The 17,234-nt window shown below is 60.0% G+C and carries 12 protein-coding genes; 3 read left to right on the top strand and 9 right to left on the bottom strand.

Translation table 11 applies throughout. The annotated features are described in order from the left end of the window. Window positions 1-133: 133 nt before the first annotated feature. The 9 genes from NL64_RS14140 to NL64_RS30135 form a co-directional block, all read right to left on the bottom strand. Window positions 134-1,585: a lipopolysaccharide kinase InaA family protein gene (locus NL64_RS14140; RefSeq protein ID WP_034148692.1), complete on the bottom strand. Its 1,452-nt coding sequence runs from the start codon at window positions 1,583-1,585 to the stop codon at window positions 134-136. After that, the gene (locus NL64_RS14135) at window positions 1,585-2,337 is read right to left on the bottom strand and encodes a lipopolysaccharide kinase InaA family protein (protein WP_034148691.1); all 753 of its coding nucleotides are present in this window, start codon (window positions 2,335-2,337) and stop codon (window positions 1,585-1,587) included. Before NL64_RS14135 ends, NL64_RS14140 begins: the two co-directional genes overlap by 1 nt. Beyond that, window positions 2,334-3,068 (bottom strand): lipopolysaccharide kinase InaA family protein, encoded by a 735-nt coding sequence (locus NL64_RS14130; protein WP_034148690.1) that lies wholly within the window; start codon window positions 3,066-3,068, stop codon window positions 2,334-2,336. Before NL64_RS14130 ends, NL64_RS14135 begins: the two co-directional genes overlap by 4 nt. Continuing rightward, window positions 3,068-3,874, bottom strand: a complete 807-nt coding sequence (gene rfaP, locus NL64_RS14125; RefSeq protein WP_034148689.1) for a lipopolysaccharide core heptose(I) kinase RfaP — start codon at window positions 3,872-3,874, stop codon at window positions 3,068-3,070. Before rfaP ends, NL64_RS14130 begins: the two co-directional genes overlap by 1 nt. Next, window positions 3,874-4,995, bottom strand: a complete 1,122-nt coding sequence (locus tag NL64_RS14120) for a glycosyltransferase family 4 protein (RefSeq protein WP_034148688.1) — start codon at window positions 4,993-4,995, stop codon at window positions 3,874-3,876. Before NL64_RS14120 ends, rfaP begins: the two co-directional genes overlap by 1 nt. After that, a complete protein-coding gene (waaC, locus tag NL64_RS14115) occupies window positions 4,995-6,056 on the bottom strand; it encodes a lipopolysaccharide heptosyltransferase I (protein ID WP_034148687.1) in 1,062 nt (353 codons plus the stop codon). Before waaC ends, NL64_RS14120 begins: the two co-directional genes overlap by 1 nt. A gap of 1 nt (window position 6,057) precedes the next feature. Next, the gene (gene waaF, locus NL64_RS14110; RefSeq protein ID WP_034148686.1) at window positions 6,058-7,092 is read right to left on the bottom strand and encodes a lipopolysaccharide heptosyltransferase II; all 1,035 of its coding nucleotides are present in this window, start codon (window positions 7,090-7,092) and stop codon (window positions 6,058-6,060) included. Window positions 7,093-7,433: 341 nt separating this feature from the next. Then, window positions 7,434-10,373, bottom strand: a complete 2,940-nt coding sequence (gene glnE, locus NL64_RS14105) for a bifunctional [glutamate--ammonia ligase]-adenylyl-L-tyrosine phosphorylase/[glutamate--ammonia-ligase] adenylyltransferase (RefSeq protein ID WP_034148685.1) — start codon at window positions 10,371-10,373, stop codon at window positions 7,434-7,436. Further along, on the bottom strand, window positions 10,370-10,684 hold the full coding sequence (locus NL64_RS30135; RefSeq protein WP_155292756.1) for a hypothetical protein: 315 nt from the start codon (window positions 10,682-10,684) through the stop codon (window positions 10,370-10,372). Before NL64_RS30135 ends, glnE begins: the two co-directional genes overlap by 4 nt. Before the next feature lie 72 nt (window positions 10,685-10,756). Here NL64_RS30135 and aceE point away from each other — a divergent pair, with 72 nt between their 5' ends. From aceE to NL64_RS14090, 3 genes are all read left to right on the top strand, one after another. Continuing rightward, complete coding sequence (aceE, locus tag NL64_RS14100; protein WP_034148684.1) at window positions 10,757-13,402, top strand: pyruvate dehydrogenase (acetyl-transferring), homodimeric type; 2,646 nt, start codon at window positions 10,757-10,759, stop codon at window positions 13,400-13,402. An 11-nt stretch (window positions 13,403-13,413) separates the two neighbouring features. After that, window positions 13,414-15,375, top strand: a complete 1,962-nt coding sequence (gene aceF, locus NL64_RS14095) for a dihydrolipoyllysine-residue acetyltransferase (protein WP_034148683.1) — start codon at window positions 13,414-13,416, stop codon at window positions 15,373-15,375. Between the two features lie 342 nt (window positions 15,376-15,717). Continuing rightward, the gene (locus NL64_RS14090) at window positions 15,718-17,124 is read left to right on the top strand and encodes an alkaline phosphatase D family protein (protein WP_034148682.1); all 1,407 of its coding nucleotides are present in this window, start codon (window positions 15,718-15,720) and stop codon (window positions 17,122-17,124) included. Window positions 17,125-17,234 lie beyond the last annotated feature (110 nt).

Here is a 17,234-nt window from a genome sequence, read left to right as displayed (position 1 = left end):
TGTCCCTAATCTTCGCTGGCAGTTCGGGCCTCATCGCGGGCAAGCCCGCTCCCACAGGTTTTGTGGTTGCCAGAGATCGCATTCTCGGACACCGTGGGAGCGGGCTTGCCCGCGACAGGACCGAAGGTCCGATTCAGGCAGCGCTGGAAATGTCTTTAGGCAAACGCTGATCAATGACCTGATACAGCGCACTACTCTCCGGCCAATTACGCATAAATCGCGCCCGATCCCGCGCATACGCCGGGGCAAAGCTGCCGAGCGAACCGTGCTGACACATCGAATCCAGATCGATCAGCGCCCAGCGATCTTCCTGCCAGAACAGGTTGTGGCCCTTGAAGTCGCCGTGGCTGATGCGCTCTCGAATCAATTCGGCGAACAGGTGATCCAGCGCCAACAGCTCGGCCTCCGGAGCGTCGCCGCTTTCAATATACGGCGCAAAGCGCTCGATGATATCCGGCCCCGGCAGATGCTCGGTGATCAGGTAGGCCCGGCTGCGCAGCCAGAAAAAACGCTTCTCCAACAATGCCAGCGGCTTGGGCGTGGCGATGCCGAGGAACGACAGCCGATTGCCTTCGCGCCAGGAATGCCAGGCACGGCTCGGGCGCCAGAAGCGCTTGAGCCAGTGGACGAAACCCTTGATGTTGTAGCGTTTGATCACCAGCGTGCGGCCGTCCACCTCGACCTTGCCAACGCTCGCCGCGCCGCCGGTCTTGTACAGGTGCCCCTGATCTAGCAAGGCATCGGCCTGAGCCAATATCGGCAGCATCGCTGCTTCTTCCTCGCGACGGATCGCGCGCAAACCGAACGCGCCGCGCTGGACGCTGAATAGCGTGCATTCACGACCCACTTTGATCAGATAGTCCTTGAGACGCCAGCTACGAACCTTGTCGATCTGCTTCTGCAAGGCTTCCATCGGCAAGGCGTGCTCGCCGTTGCTAAGCAGGTAATACACCAGCAACTCTTCAATGAAGGGTTCTATCGACTTCGGCAACTGGGCAAAAAACACCCCGAGGTTTTCCAGGACTTTCTGCAGTGACAGTGGCTGGCCAGGGGTTTCGCTGCGAATCCCGGCGCCGTCGATCAAATACAGACGACCACGCTGGCGCAACAAGTTGTCCAGGTGCAGGTCCTCCTGCCACAGCCCTTTGCGGTGCATTTGACCGATGGCACCTAACGCCTCAGCCAATACCGCTCCCTGCCCGTCGGACAAAACCGGTAAATTTTCGACCTGCTTCCAGGTATCACCCAGACTTTGCGCGCCCTCCAGAAACTCGAACAGCAGCCAGCCACCCTCGCCTTCCTTCAGGCCATCGGCCAACAGCTGCGGCGTGGTCAGGCCTTGAGCGGCGAGCAAGCGCACGCCATCCAGCTCACGCTGAAAATGCCGAGCGGCCTTGCTGCCAACCAGCAACTTGGCCAGCACCGGACGGCCGCGCCAGACACCGGCTCCGACATAGCGCTGCCCCGGCAACACCCGCAACAGGCTCAACAACTGCAATTCGGCGGGGCCGGCGGCATCGGCCAGGGAAAGACTCAACGGCAGGCTCGGTGTACGGCCGGCGTTTTTCAGTTCAGACAAACGCATCAGCGCTTCTCCTTATGGCCGCGGCGCGCGGTCAGTCGCTGCAGCCAGTTGTCGATCAACGAACTGTCCTGCGCCTGATCCAGATAAGCAGCCAACAAAATACGCAACTGCGCTTCGCTCCACTCCGGCGCTCGACGCAGCAATGGCTCCAGATCCTTCACCCGATCGCGCTGGCCAAGCAGCAATGGCCGGGTCTTTTCCAGGTCGATCAACTGGGCCTGGTAGCCGTCACCGCTGGCCTGGAGAAAAATGTGTTTGGGGTAAAAACAGCCGTGAACCTGACGCTTGCCGTGCAGACACTGCGCCAGTTGCCCGCAGGCCTGGAGAATGGCCGTGTGCTGCGTTTCGCTCAGGTCCGACCAGCGCTGCAACAACGAATCGAGGTCATCCCAACCGTCCAGGGCGCGAGTCAGCAGAATCGCGCGGACTTCACCTTTGACTTTGCGCTCACCGAAGAACACCGCTTTCAGCGCCGGGATGCCAAGCTTTTCATAGCGGCTGATGTTGCGAAACTCACGGGCGAAACTCGGCTCGCCGAAAGGCGCATGCAACGTGTGCATCTGGTAGTTGCTCTGGCGCTTGAGGTAGTAGCCATGACCTTCCAGATCCAGTCGAAACACACTGCTCCAGCCACCGCGAACGGAGTTGGGCTCGTCCACGGCATCAAGCTCCCGGGCCCAGAGCGCATCGAAAGTGCCGAGGCCGTGGCGCTCAAGCAGCGCACGGTCTTCAGCGGCCAGGAAATCAGTCATTCGCGTCCCTCGAAAAATCTCACCACATGCCGGATCCGTTTTTTATCCGCGGCGTTGAGCCGGGTCCGTTGGCGGTATTGCAGGTAAAAGCGCAGGCGCTGGGTGGCCGACAAGTGATACTTGGCCACTTTGTCGAGGCACGCCAGGTCTTTGGTAATGCGATATTTGAGCCAGAAACCGCGCCAGAAATCACCGTTGGGGCAATCGATCAGAAAAAGTCTGGCCTGATCGTCGATCAGCAGGTTGCGCCACTTCAAATCATTATGGGTAAAACGATGGTCGTGCATGGTCCGGGTGTAGCCGGCCAATTGGCGGCTGACGGTGTCAACCCAGGCGCGGTCCGCGAGCTTGGAGTCATGCCGGTCGGCCAATGCGGACAAGTCTTCGGTGTGCGGCAATTCGCGAGTGATCATCGCCCCGCGATCATACGCAGCGCCGCGTCGCTCCAGGCCCCAGGCGATGACTTCGGCGGTGGGAATGCCCCATTTGGCGAAGCGCTTGAGGTTTTGCCATTCCATTTTCACCCGAGGCTTGCCCAGGTAGCGACGCAAGCCTTTGCCCGCGCCCACATAGCGTTTCACGTAATAATTGACGCCATTGCGCTTCACGCGAATGACTTCGGACAGCGGATCCCGGGTCAGACGTTCGCCTTGAAGTGCAAACACCGCCTCAAGACTGCCGAAGTCTTCGGCCAGATCACCGTAAGCAGGCTCCAGATTCCAACCCGCCATCAGAGCGCGTCCCCGTATCGCTGTTTACGGTCGTAGAGTTTGTTGGCCTTGCCTTCAAGCCAGCTCAGCAGTGCCGCTTCCTCAGCCAGGATCTGGCGCAGCGGTTGCTGGAAGTAACCTTTGAGGAAACGCATTTTGTCGCGCTGGGTCAGGCCGATATCCAGGGCCGAAAAGTACAGCGCCGCCAGATCCTTGTTGCGCCAGCGCTGGGTAATGGCCGGACGGGTCTGGGCGCGGTGCAGGTCGATCACCGAGAGCTTGAAGTCTTCTGCGGTCACCGGTTTATCGGTATGCAGCAGGAAGTGGCAGATGTAGCAGTCGCGGTGGTTGACCCCGGCGCGATGCATCATGCCGGTCATGCGCGCGACCTCGGCGATCAGCGCGCGCTTGAGTTTTGGCTCGGGCGGCTGTTTGACCCAATCGATGCTGAAATCTTCAAGACTGATGGTTGGCGCCAGTTCTTCAGTGACGATAAACGAATGCTGGTCGGCCGGGTTGCTGCCCTTTTCGCCGTAAGCGACGGCGGTCATGGTCGGCACACCGACTTCCTGCAAGCGCTGGATCGCCTTCCACTCCTGGCCCGCGCCGAGTACCGGCAGCTTGGCGGTGAGCAGGTTCTTGAAGATCTCGCCCCAGCCGATGCCACGGTGGATCTTCACGAAAAACCCGTTGCCGTTCACTTCAGTGCGCAGGGTGCGGCGAGCTTCAAGTTCGCGGTACACCTCGCCCTGCAAGCTCTCGACTTCGGCGAACGGGTCACGTCCGGCCCAGAGGCTCTTGAACGGTTCAGCCAGCATCAACTTCATTAAGCGTGCTCCGCCAGAATCACATCGGCCGCGTGCTGCGGCATGCTATAGAGGTCGGCCGTCTCGGCAAAGGCCACACCGTTGCGGCTCCAGGCCGCCCGCGCTTGAGCGTCGCTCAACATGCCGGTCAGGTACTGCGTCAGTTGCGCCTGATCGAACGGTTCGTCCAACACCAGACCAGCGTCGGCCTCGGCAATGTAATGGGCGTAACCGCACACCGCGCTCACCAGCACCGGCAACCCGGCTACCAGCGCTTCGAGCAACACGGTGCCGGTGTTTTCGTTGTACGCCGGGTGGATCAACAGATCGGCGCCCAGCAGGAAGCGCGGGATATCGCTGCGACCCTTGAGGAACGTCACGTTGTCGCCGAGCCCCAGCGTGGCGCTCTGCATCTGGAATAACTTGGGGTCATCCTGGCCAATTACAAACAGCCGGGTACGCTTCTTCAGATCAGCGGGCAGCGCGGCCAATGCCTTGAGGCTGCGATCCACACCCTTGGTCTTGAACCCGGAGCCGATCTGCACCAGCAGCAAGTCGTCATCCTTGAGATTGAATTCGGCGCGAAACCCGGCACGAATTTCATCGGCATCCGCCGGGCGGCGACGATCCTGGGCGATGCCCGGCGGCAGCAAGTGGAAGCGCTCCAGCGGCGTGTCGTAATGCTTGATAAATAGCGGTTGCTGGACTTCGGAAATCATCAGCACTTCGGTCTTGGCGTCCTTGGCGAACACCGCGCGCTCGTACTCGGCGAAGTGGCGATAGCGGCCCCAGCGACGGTACAGCGAATTGCGCAGATTCTGCGCCTTGTCTTCGAAGCAGCCGTCGGCGGCGTAGTAGACGTCCAGGCCTGGCATTTTGTTGAAGCCGATCAGGCGATCCACCGGACGCTTGGCCAGGTCCGCTTCCATCCATGCGCTGAGCTTTTCGTTACGACGGTGGTTGAAGAACGCCTTGACCGGCGCCACCAGCACTTCGAAACCGGGTGGCACGTCACCCTCCCAAATCAGCGTGTAGACGCGAATCTGGTGGCCACGTTTTTGGCACTCCAGGGCAATGCGCATGAAATCGCGCTGCAAGCCGCCAAACGGAAAATACTTGTACAGGACAAATGCCAATTGCATCAGCGCAGCTCCTCAGCCAGTAACAACGTGCTCAGTCGGCTCGCGACACGCTCGGGATTCAGACGCGTGAAGCACAGTGGCCACTCGCGTTTCAGGTCGAACCGGCGGGCATCTTCGGCCGTCGGTTGATAGGTGCATTTCTTTTGCATACAGGGCGCGCAAGGGAAGTCGCTGGCCAGATGAATCTGCGACTTGCCGTATGCGCCGGTCAGGCCCGGGTTGGTCGGACCGAACAGCGACAAGGTCGGCACGTCCAGCGCGGCGGCCAAGTGACCGAGGCCGGTGTCCACCGCCACGCAGGCTTGCGCGCCGGCCAGCACTTTGCCGACGCCGGCCAGGTTCAGCTTGGGCAACACTTCGACATGCTTCATGTCTTTGGCGATGCGCTCGGCGCGCGCCTTCTCGATCGGGTTGCCCCACGGCAGTTTCACCCCGACACCGAGATAACCGACCCGCTCGGCCAGCTCGCGCCAGTAGGCTTCCGGCCAGTGCTTGGTGTCCCACGTGGTGCCATGCAGGAACAGCACGTAAGGATTCTTGCGCGGCAATTCCACCAGACGCTCGACGCTCAGACCGTAATCGCCCAGGCCTTTGGGCAGGTCATAACCCAAGGCCACGGCAAACAGCTGACGCACTCGCTCTACCGCGTGCTGCCCACGGGCCACGGCCAAACGGCGGGAATAGAAACGTGCGGCAATCGGCTCGCGTGCGGAGTCCTTGTCGAGCCCGGCGACCGGGGCTTTGACATAGCGGGTGAGCAAGGCGCTTTTCAGCAGGCCCTGGGCATCGATGACCAAATCGTATTTCGTGGCGCGAATGCTTTGCTTGAAGCGCTTCCACTCACCGCTCTTGATCGTCTGCCAGATGTTCTTGCGCCAGCGACGGATCGCCACCGGAATCACCTTGCCCACGGCCGGGTGCCAGGTCGGAATTTCGGCGAAGCCCTCTTCCACCACCCAGTCGAACTTGATGCCGGGAATCGCCCGCGCCGCGTCGGTCAGCGCCGGCAACGCGTGAATCACGTCGCCCAGCGATGAAGTCTTGATCAGCAGTACCCGCAAACTATTTGACCTCGACCACAGTGCCCTGCAAACGCTGCAAGGCTTCGTTCACCGCTTGCGGCATGAGCTGGCGCAAGCAGTTGTAATGGCCGAAACGGCACGTGCGGTCGAAGCATGGGCTGCATTCGATGCCCAGGCGCACGATCTCGACATGCTCGGCCAATGGCGGCGTGAAACCCGGCGACGTCGAACCGTAGACCGCCACCAGCGGACGATTCAGCGCGGCGGCGACGTGCATCAGGCCGGAGTCGTTGGAGACCACCGAATCGGCGCAGGACAACAGGTCGATCGCTTCGGCCAGCGACGTGCCGCCACTGAGGTTTACCGATTCTTCACGCAAACCGGGAATCAACCGCGAACGGATGTCTTCGCCCACGGCGTGATCGTTTTTCGAACCGAACAGCCAGACTTGCCAGCCCTCGCGAATCTTCGCTTCGGCGACTTTCGCGTAGTGCTCGGATGGCCAGCGTTTGGACTCGCCAAACTCGGCGCCGGGGCACAGCGCAAGCACCGGACGATCGAGGCTCAGGCCAAACTTGGCCAGCGCCGCCTCGCGGGTGACCGGGTCGATTTGCAGGCTAGGTCGCGGGTACGGCGTCGGCAGTTCAAAACCGGGCTCGTAGGCCAAAGCCATGAAGCGCTCAATCATCAACGGATAACGTTCTTTATCCAGCGTGCGCACGTCATTGAGCAGGCCGTAACGGAACTCGCCGCGCCAGCCGGTGCGCTTGGGAATGCCGGCAAAAAACGGCACCAAGGCTGACTTCAGGGAATTGGGCAGCAGGATCGCCTGGCTGTATTGGCCGGCCAGGGATTTGCCGATGCGCCGACGCGTCGCCAGCTCCAGCGCGCCGTGACCGAGCGGGAAGCTCAAGGCCTGGCGAACTTCGGGCATGCGCTCAAGAATCGGCCGGCTCCACTCGGGGGCCAGCACGTCGATTTCGCATTGCGGGTGGCGTTGTTTGAGACACTGAAACAGTGTCTGCGCCATCACCATGTCACCGACCCAACTGGGCCCAACGATCAGAATTTTCATGTAGTTTCCAAAAACGAACCGGGGAGGCTTATGCCTCCCCGCCTCNNCGGGGGAGCTTTACCCCCCCCCGCCTCGAGAATCCATCACCTGCGGGTTGAACCATCAGGTCATTTTGGACGAGCCGGTTGGGGCTCGTCGGATCAATTTAATACACATTCATGTCAGTCAGCATAAACCCCTGTGGCGAGGGAGCTNNCTTGCTCCCGCTGGACTGCGAAGCAGACCCAAAACCCGCCACCGTATTCTCATCTGACAAACCGCAAAAGCTGATTTGGGAGCGCTTCGCACTCCAGCGGGAGCAAGCTCCCTCGCCACAACAGCCCGCCACGCTTCAAGTCAGCTCAGCTTAGCCCCAGCTCACGCCAGATCCGCATGACCTGTCGCCGTTCGTCCGCGAACTGGTCGCCCGTGATTACCCCCGCATCTTTCTGCAAGGCCTGCCGGTGGGCGGCGGAGCGGTAAGCTTTATAGGCTTCACGCAACAGGCTGGCGTCCTCGACGGGCATCAACCCTGCCCTCTCCAGCTCTTCCAGAATGCGGATATTGTCCGTCCAGCGCAGCAGTGGCGGGTGCGTTTGCGACCACGCCAGGGCCGCGTATTGCACCATAAATTCAATATCGACGATACCACCGGCGTCCTGCTTGAGATCGAATGGCGCCGTGGCCTCGAAGGCATTCGCCCCAGTGCCGGCCGCCGTGCTCTTGCTGCCGAGGTTATCGCGCATCTTGGCGCGCATCTCGCTGACCTCCTGGCGCAGGGTCGGCAAATCACGTGCCTTGCCCAGGATAGAAGCGCGAACCTGCTCGAACGCCTGACCGACATCCTCGCTGCCCACCAGCACCCGAGCCCGTACCAATGCCTGATGTTCCCAGGTCCAGGCTTCGTTCTCTTGATAGCGGGCAAATGCCCCTAGCGAACTCACCAGCAACCCCGATGCACCGGACGGTCGCAGACGCATGTCCACTTCATAGAGCTGACCGGAGTTGGTCTGCGCCGTGAGCAAGTGAATGATCCGCTGCCCGAGTCGGGTGAAAAATTGCGCACCATCGATAGGTTTCGGCCCGTCGGTTTCCGCCTGCGGATCGCCGTCGTGGATGAACACCAGATCCAGGTCCGAACCATGCCCGAGTTCCAGACCGCCGACTTTCCCGTAACCGACAATGATGAAGCCGGGATCGCACAGCGTGCCGTCAGTGCGCAGCGGCGTGCCGTACTTGGCCACGGTCTGGCGCCAGGCCAGGGCCAGCACTTGCTCCAGAATCGCTTCGGCAAGCCAGGTCAGGTAATCGCTGACTTTCATCAGCGGCAGGCTGCCGGCAATTTCCGAGGCCGCGACGCGCAAACGGTGCGCCAGTTTGAAATGGCGCAGGGCTTCCATTTGCTGTTCGAGATCGTCCTCGGGAATTCGCGTCAGGCGCTCGCGCAATTCGGCGGCCAGTTCCGGCGCCAGGGGCGGTTTGAACAGTCGACCTTCATTCAGCAGTTCGTCGAGCAGCAACGGGAAACGGGTGATTTGCTCGGCGATCCACGGACTCGCCGCGCACAACGTCAGCAAGCGCCGCAGCGCGCCGGGGTTTTCGGTCAGCAACACCAGATACGCAGAACGGCGCGCCACGGCCTCAACCAGCGGCAGCACCCGTTCCAGCACCAGATCCGGATTGGCGTGCTCCACAGCCTGAGCCAGCAAGCGCGGAATAAAGGCATCAAGACGTTCACGCCCCAGACGTTGCATGGCGCGCAATTGCGGACTGCCGCGCAGACCGGCCAAGGCTTTCAGGGCCTTGGTGGCATCGCTGAAACCGCCTTCCTGCAACTGCCGGCAAGCCGCCTCTTCATCCTGAGCCTCTTCCCACAACGGCAGCCATTCACCGCCGACCACCACTTCGCTTTCGGCACCTTGCTCCTCGTCTGGATCGGCGATCACCTGAGCGAAGTGCCAGGCCACGCGGCCACGCCAGTACATCAGCCGCTCATGGAAAGCAGCCCAATCGTCGAAGCCCAGCATAAAGGCAATGCGCGCCTGATCCTGTGCGCCATCCGGCAGCATCTGGGTCTGGCGGTCGGCAATCGCCTGGATCGCATGTTCGGTGTAGCGCAGGAATTCGTAACCTTCACGCAGTTCGCTGATCACCGCTGGCGGCAGGTAACCCTGACCTTCCAGCGTGCTCAGCACTTTCAATAGCGGACGTTGTTGCAGGCTGAGGTCGCGACCGCCGTGAATCAGCTGGAACGCCTGGGCAATAAACTCCACTTCGCGGATGCCGCCGGAGCCGAGCTTGATGTTGTCGGCCATTCCCTTACGCCGCACTTCCTGCTGAATCAGCTGCTTCATGGTACGCAGCGCTTCGATGGCAGAAAAATCCAGGTAACGCCGGTAAACGAACGGACGCAGCATCTCTTGCAATTGCGCGCCAGCGACTTGATCGCCGGCCACCACCCGCGACTTGATCATCGCGTAGCGTTCCCAGTCGCGACCCTGATCCTGGTAATACTGCTCCAGCGCGTTGAAGCTCAAGACCAACGCGCCCGACGATCCATAGGGCCGCAGGCGCATGTCGACGCGGAACACAAAACCGTCGACGGTCATCGGGTCCAGCGCCTTGATCAAACGCTGACCGAGACGAATGAAGAACTCCTGGTTATCCAGCGAGCGTTTCACACCAACGGTTTCGCCACCCTCGGGGTAGGCGAAAATCAGGTCGATGTCCGACGACAGATTCAGCTCAACGGCACCGAGCTTGCCCATGCCAAGCACAACCATCTGCTGCGGCTCGCCGCTGCGGCGGCCGGTCGGCACGCCGAACTGCTGACAGTGCCGCGCGTACAACCATTGATAGGCCTGATCGATACTGGCATCGGCCATGTCCGAAAGGTCGCGGCAGGTTTGAACAAGATCGGCCTGGCGGGTCAGGTCGCGCCAGATGATCCGCACTTGGTGGCGAGCGCGTTGGCGGCGCAACGCTCGCCCGAGTTGATCATCGGTTTCAGCCACATTCGAGGCTGCCGCAATCTGCGCGCACAACTCGCCGGGCGCGAAGCTGCGGTCCAGTTCGCCGGACTGCACCAGTTCCAGCAGCATCAGCGGATCACGCACGGATTGTTCGGTTACAAAGTCGCTGGCCGCCGTGACGCGGGCAAATTGTGCCCAGCGTTCAGGCGTCCATGCGGGCAGTCCATGGTCGTCATCCAATGCCTCGACGGCGGTACGGAACGACTGCTCGGCGCGGGTGACAAACGGCAGGAGAATGGCGGGCAGTTCAACAAGCGAAGGGAGGCTCATGGTCTATCCTTGATCGGCGTATAGAAGGCGGCATGTAGTGATTTTGCAAAACTCACTACCTGATCGACTGTCGAACAAAGGTTAGAAATAGCTGAAAATTCTTTTTTATTGGCAGACCGCATCAAGCTTTCACCTTTCTCGGTTGGAAAAATTCCAACCTTAACGATTATTCTCACAACGTAGTCGGAGGCCACAAGCCGCTCATCTGTAGTTTTACTACTCGTATATACATTCGGATAGCTGAAATGCCCGAAGATTTGTAGTAAAACTACACGCCGCCGGAACAACCTATCGGCAATCCAAGAATTCATAACGTCTGCCCACAAGGCCAGTCGCTAACTCAGGCAACCGATTCTGGTAGCCTTTCCGCCCTGGAGCAAGCCATGCAAGACCTCGATCCCGTCGAAACCCAGGAATGGCTGGACGCCCTGGAATCGGTTCTCGACAAAGAAGGCGAAGACCGTGCTCACTATCTGATGACCCGTATGGGTGAACTCGCAACCCGCAGCGGTTCGCAGTTGCCTTACGCCATCACCACGCCTTACCGCAACACGATCCCCGTAACCCACGAAGCACGCATGCCTGGCGACCTGTTCATGGAACGCCGCATTCGCTCGTTGGTGCGCTGGAACGCGATGGCCATGGTAATGCGTACGAACCTGAAAGATTCTGACCTGGGTGGTCACATCTCCAGCTTCGCTTCCAGTGCGACCCTGTATGACATCGGCTTCAACTACTTCTTCCAGGCCCCGACCGACGAACACGGCGGCGACCTGATCTACTTCCAGGGCCACACCTCGCCAGGCGTTTACGCCCGCGCATTCATGGAAGGCCGCATCACCGAAGACCAGATGAACAACTTCCGCCAGGAAGTCGACGGTCAGGGCCTGTCGTCCTACCCGCACCCTTGGCTGATGCCTGACTTCTGGCAGTTCCCGACGGTATCCATGGGTCTGGGCCCGATCCAGGCGATCTACCAGGCGCGCTTCATGAAGTACCTGGAAGCCCGTGGCTTCATTCCTGCCGGCAAGCAAAAAGTCTGGTGCTTCCTGGGCGACGGCGAGTGCGACGAGCCGGAATCCCTGGGCGCTATCTCCCTGGCTGGCCGCGAGAAGCTCGACAACCTGATCTTCGTCATCAACTGCAACCTGCAGCGCCTCGACGGCCCGGTTCGCGGCAACGGCAAGATCATCCAGGAACTCGAAGGCGTGTTCCGCGGTGCTCAGTGGAACGTGACCAAAGTCATCTGGGGCCGTTTCTGGGATCCACTGCTGGCCAAGGACGTCGACGGCATCCTGCAACGTCGCATGGACGAAGTCATCGACGGCGAGTACCAGAACTACAAAGCCAAAGACGGCGCGTTCGTCCGTGAACACTTCTTCAACTCGCCAGAACTCAAGGCGATGGTTGAAGACCTGTCCGACGACGAGATCTGGAAACTCAACCGTGGCGGCCACGACCCGTACAAGGTCTACGCGGCGTACCACGAAGCGGTCAACCACAAAGAACAACCTACCGTTATCCTGGCCAAGACCATCAAGGGTTATGGCACCGGTGCCGGCGAAGCGAAGAACACCGCGCACAACACCAAGAAAGTTGATGTTGAAAGCCTGAAGCTGTTCCGCGATCGTTTCGACATTCCGGTCAAGGACGAAGAGCTGGAGAACCTGCCGTTCTTCAAGCCAGAGCCAAACAGCGCCGAAGCCCGTTACCTGAGCGAGCGCCGCACTGCACTGGGCGGTTTCGTGCCACAGCGTCGCGCGCAGAGCTTCAGCGTACCGACCCCGGACCTGGACACCCTCAAGGCGATCCTCGACGGTTCCGGCGACCGTGAAATTTCCACCACCATGGCTTTCGTGCGCATCCTGGCGCAACTGGTCAAGGACAAGGAAATCGGCCCGCGCATCGTGCCGATCATTCCGGACGAAGCCCGTACCTTCGGTATGGAAGGCATGTTCCGTCAGTTGGGCATCTACTCGTCCGTCGGCCAGCTCTACGAGCCAGTCGATAAAGACCAGGTGATGTTCTACAAGGAAGACAAGAAGGGCCAGATCCTCGAAGAAGGCATCAACGAAGCGGGCGCCATGAGCTCCTTCATCGCTGCCGGTACTTCGTACTCCAGCCACAACCAGCCAATGCTGCCGTTCTACATCTTCTACTCGATGTTCGGCTTCCAGCGTATCGGTGACTTGGCCTGGGCCGCTGGTGACAGCCGTACCCGTGGCTTCCTGATCGGCGGCACCGCCGGCCGTACCACCCTGAACGGTGAAGGCCTGCAGCACGAAGACGGTCACAGCCACCTGCTGGCCGCCACCATCCCGAACTGCCGCACCTACGATCCAACCTACGGCTACGAGCTGGCGGTGATCATTCAGGACGGCATGAAGAAGATGACCGAAGAGCAACAGGACGTCTTCTACTACATCACCGTGATGAACGAGTCGTACCAGCAGCCAGCCATGCCGGCCGGTGCCGAAGAAGGCATCAAGAAAGGCATGTACCTGCTCGAGGAAGACAACCGCGAAGCGGCGCACCACGTTCAGCTGATGGGCTCCGGCACCATCCTGCGTGAAGTCCGTGAAGCCGCGAAGATCCTGCGTGAAGAGTTCAACGTCGGCGCCGACGTGTGGAGCGTTACCAGCTTCAACGAACTGCGTCGCGACGGCCTGGCCGTTGAGCGCACCAACCGTCTGCACCCTGGCCAGAAGCCTAAGCTGAGCTACGTCGAAGAGTGCCTGAACGGCCGTAAAGGTCCGGTCATCGCTTCTACCGACTACATGAAACTGTTCGCCGAGCAGATCCGTCAGTGGGTACCGTCCAAGGAATTCAAAGTCCTGGGCACCGACGGTTTCGGCCGCAGCGACAGCCGCAAGAAACTGCGTCATTTCTTCGAAGTCGACCGTCATTTCGTGGTGTTGGCAGCCCTGGAAGCACTGGCTGACCGTGGTGACATCGAACCTAAGGTTGTGGCCGAAGCCATCGCCAAGTTCGGTATCAACCCGGAAAAACTCAACCCACTGGACTGCTGAGGAGAGATTCTGTGAGCGAACTCATTCGCGTACCTGACATCGGCAGCGGTGAAGGTGAAGTAATTGAACTGTTTGTGAAGGTCGGCGACCGTATCGAAGCCGACCAGAGCATCCTGACGCTGGAATCGGACAAGGCGAGCATGGAAGTGCCCGCGCCGAAGGCCGGTATCGTCAAGAGCCTGAAAGTGAAGCTGGGCGATCGCCTGAAAGAAGGCGACGAACTGCTGGAGCTGGAAGTCGAAGGTGCCGCTGAGGCGGCCCCTGCGGCTGCCGCTGCGCCAGCTGCAAAAGCAGAAGCCAAACCGGCTGCTGCTCCTGCCGCCGCCGCTCCTGCTGCTGCGCCGGCTGCCGCTTCGGTTCAGCAAGTGCACGTGCCGGACATCGGCTCGTCGGGCAAGGCCCAGATCATCGAGATCCAGGTCAAGGTCGGCGATACCGTCTCGGCTGATCAATCTTTGATCACCCTGGAATCCGACAAGGCCAGCATGGAGATCCCGTCGCCTGCCGCTGGCGTGGTCAAGGCCATCAGCGTCAAGCTCAACGACGAAGTCGGCACTGGCGACCTGATTCTGGATCTGGAAGTGGCGGGTGCTGCGGCACCGGCTGCTGCCGCGGCTCCAGCTCAGGCTGCTGCCCCTGCCGCCGCTGCTCCTGCGCCAGCCGCTGCCGCTCCGGCTGCACCGGTAGCCGACAGCGTCCAGGACATCCACGTTCCGGACATCGGTTCGGCGGGCAAGGCCAAGATCATCGAAGTCCTGGTCAAGGCCGGCGACACCGTTGAAGCCGATCAGTCGCTGATCACCCTGGAATCCGACAAGGCGAGCATGGAAATTCCATCGCCAGCCGCTGGCGTGGTGGAAAGCGTTTCCGTCAAGCTGGATGACGAAGTCGGTACTGGCGACCTGATCCTCAAGCTGAAAGTCAAAGGCGCGGCGCCTGCTGCTGCCCCGGCACCTGCCGCCGCTGCGAGCGCTCCTGCGCCAGCCGCTGCTGCTCCGGCTGCCGCTGCACCTGCTGCCGCCGCCCCGGTTGCCGCTCCAGCCAAGCCTGGCGCCAAAGTTCACGCCGGCCCAGCCGTACGTCAACTGGCCCGTGAATTTGGTGTGGAGCTGAGCGCTGTTGGCGCCAGCGGTCCGCACGGTCGCATCCTGAAAGAAGACGTGCAGGTTTACGTCAAAGCCATGATGCAGAAGGCCAAGGAAGCTCCGGCCGCTGCTGCTGGCGCAACCGGTGGCGCGGGCATCCCGCCGATTCCGGTCGTCGACTTCAGCCGTTTTGGCGAAATCGAAGAAGTACCGATGACCCGCCTGATGCAAATCGGCGCGTCGAGCCTGCACCGCAGCTGGTTGAACATTCCGCACGTGACTCAGTTCGATTCGGCTGATATCACTGAGCTGGAGGCGTTCCGTGTTGCGCAGAAAGCCGTTGCAGAGAAGGCCGGCGTCAAGCTGACCATCCTGCCGCTGCTGCTCAAGTCGTGCGCACACCTGCTCAAGGAGCTGCCGGACTTCAACAGTTCGCTGGCACCAAGCGGCAAGGCGATCATTCGCAAGAAATACGTCAACATCGGCTTCGCCGTCGACACCCCGGATGGCCTGCTGGTACCGGTCATCAAGAACGTCGACCAGAAGAGCCTGCTGCAACTGGCGGCCGAAGCCGCTGCGCTGGCCGCCAAGGCCCGCGACAAGAAGCTCACGGCTGACGACATGCAAGGCGCCTGCTTCACCATTTCCAGCCTCGGCCACATTGGCGGCACCGGCTTCACGCCGATCGTCAACGCGCCGGAAGTGGCGATCCTCGGTGTTTCCAAGGCAACCATCCAGCCAGTCTGGGACGGCAAAGCCTTCCAGCCGAAGCTGATGCTGCCGCTGTCGCTGTCCTACGATCACCGTGTGATCAACGGCGCCGCTGCCGCACGCTTCACCCAGCGTCTGGGCAGCCTGCTGGCGGACATCCGCACCATCCTGCTGTAACACCGGCCGGCCCTCCTTCGCTGGAGGGCCTGTCGCGTTTCACGTTTCCGAGCGCCACGCTCGTACCTCAACCCCGCCAATTTGGCGGGGCTTTTTTTTGCTCTCACACAATCCCGGGAAACCTGTAGGGGCCGGCTTGCTGGCGATGGTCGAAAAAGCACCGCGTCTATCCAGACCCTACGCGTTACCGTTAACGATCATCGCCAGCAAGCCGGCTCCTACGGGAAGCCTTTCCTACATTTGTGGCTGATATCGCCCACAACTTAAATCCATTTCGGCTCGATATTTTTTAAGGCTCAATAACTAGTCTTGAATCTCGTCTACTTTAATAGCAGAAACCGAATGGACTCGAACTTAGTTAAACCCACTGTTGGCCCAATAATCGGTCACAGCACAACTAATCATGTACGCATATTCTTGCGCGGAGATAAACAAAAGGATGCTTCGGTATTCGCCGGCATCCGTTATAGACGACTTGGAGAAGAACGCTGGTCAAAAGGTCTTTTCGCAAAACTCGATAATCTTCGCGACATGTGCGAAGTCTTTACCCTCAATGATCTTGCTGCTGATACTGACCATGAATACCAGGCCGGCTGGTTCAGCCCGATGAATCCGGTACACACGGTGGAAACGGTTGAAGAACTGCCCCTGCAATGGCCGCGGCAGATCCATCGCTTCCGCACCCGCTCCAGTCAGCCCACCCTGCCCCGAGCCTACGTCGTAGGATCTTGCCGCTATCTGCGAATCACCGCCGGCATCGCATCCGCACCTCATCTGGGCGACAGGATTTTCGCCTCGATATCAAAGCTGGTGGAACACGCCAACCCGCCCATCAGTGCAATGTTAATGACCGGCGACCAGATCTATGTCGATGACCTGAACATCGTTGCGCCCGACCGGGAACTCAAGGAAATCCTTCACAAGTATCGCGTGGCTTTTACCCAACCAAACATTGCAAAACTAATGTCCGGACTGCCAACTTACATGATCCTTGACGATCATGAGATTGAAGATAATTGGCCAGCTAAACGAAATAAATCCGATGACCTTCTATATACCAATGCCATAAAGGCCTACGAGTTATATCAAGCCAGCCATAGCCCGGCACAGCAACTGTCCGGCAGCGGCCAAATAAACAAGAAGCTGGACAAGTACTGGTATCAATTTACTGAAGGCGATATTGAATGGTTTATCACTGACAGCAGAACCCGGCGCAATCTTTCGGAAGTCGACCGGCGCATTCTGGATGTCGAGCAGGAACAGGCTTTGTGCCAATGGCTGATCCACAGCCCGGCCCGGGTCAAATTCGTGGTCACCAGTGTCATGTTTTACCCCGACCGTAAACGCCTGGGCGATGACGCGTGGCAAGCTTTTCCTGAGCAACGCCTGCGATTACTGGAGACGATTCGTACACACCGCATCAAGAACGTCTTCTTCGTCTCCGGCGATGTCCACGGCTCCTTGACGAGCCGGCTGACCCACAGCGAAGACCCGGACTTCGAGGTTCACACCATCGTCTCGTCACCGCTGTGCAACAGCAAACTGCTGCCCTATGCCAAAGCGTCCACCTTCATTCTCGATCAACCATTGGCAAGAACCGCCGCGGGCGATTATCGCCACGAATTGACCAGCAACGTGATCAGCCAGGACAACTTTGCGCATCTCATTGTCGATGCAGACCGGATCGATGTGCGCTACCACGACCGGGATGGCCACTTTTTAGAGTCGGCCAGCATTTTGTTGCGTTAAAAGCAAAAGATCGCAGCCTTCGGCAGCTCCTGCATTGGGACGGGAGCTGCCGCAGGCTGCGATCTTTTCGGTTTAATTCAATCTTTTGATCGTTTGCTGGAGAAATCTTC

This window comes from Pseudomonas fluorescens (assembly GCF_000802965.1).
Classification (GTDB): Bacteria; Pseudomonadota; Gammaproteobacteria; order Pseudomonadales; family Pseudomonadaceae; genus Aquipseudomonas; species Aquipseudomonas fluorescens_A.
This window is presented reverse-complemented; position numbering and strand designations above follow the sequence as displayed.

Coding starts and splice junctions, on each gene's coding strand:
- NL64_RS14140 (WP_034148692.1), bottom strand. CDS start 1,585: ATGCGTTTGTCTGAACTGAAAAACGCCGGCCGTACACCGAGCCTGCCG.
- NL64_RS14135 (WP_034148691.1), bottom strand. CDS start 2,337: ATGACTGATTTCCTGGCCGCTGAAGACCGTGCGCTGCTTGAGCGCCAC.
- NL64_RS14130 (WP_034148690.1), bottom strand. CDS start 3,068: ATGGCGGGTTGGAATCTGGAGCCTGCTTACGGTGATCTGGCCGAAGAC.
- rfaP (WP_034148689.1), bottom strand. CDS start 3,874: ATGAAGTTGATGCTGGCTGAACCGTTCAAGAGCCTCTGGGCCGGACGT.
- NL64_RS14120 (WP_034148688.1), bottom strand. CDS start 4,995: ATGCAATTGGCATTTGTCCTGTACAAGTATTTTCCGTTTGGCGGCTTG.
- waaF (WP_034148686.1), bottom strand. CDS start 7,092: ATGAAAATTCTGATCGTTGGGCCCAGTTGGGTCGGTGACATGGTGATG.
- glnE (WP_034148685.1), bottom strand. CDS start 10,373: ATGAGCCTCCCTTCGCTTGTTGAACTGCCCGCCATTCTCCTGCCGTTT.
- NL64_RS30135 (WP_155292756.1), bottom strand. CDS start 10,684: ATGAATTCTTGGATTGCCGATAGGTTGTTCCGGCGGCGTGTAGTTTTA.
- aceE (WP_034148684.1), top strand. CDS start 10,757: ATGCAAGACCTCGATCCCGTCGAAACCCAGGAATGGCTGGACGCCCTG.
- NL64_RS14090 (WP_034148682.1), top strand. CDS start 15,718: ATGGACTCGAACTTAGTTAAACCCACTGTTGGCCCAATAATCGGTCAC.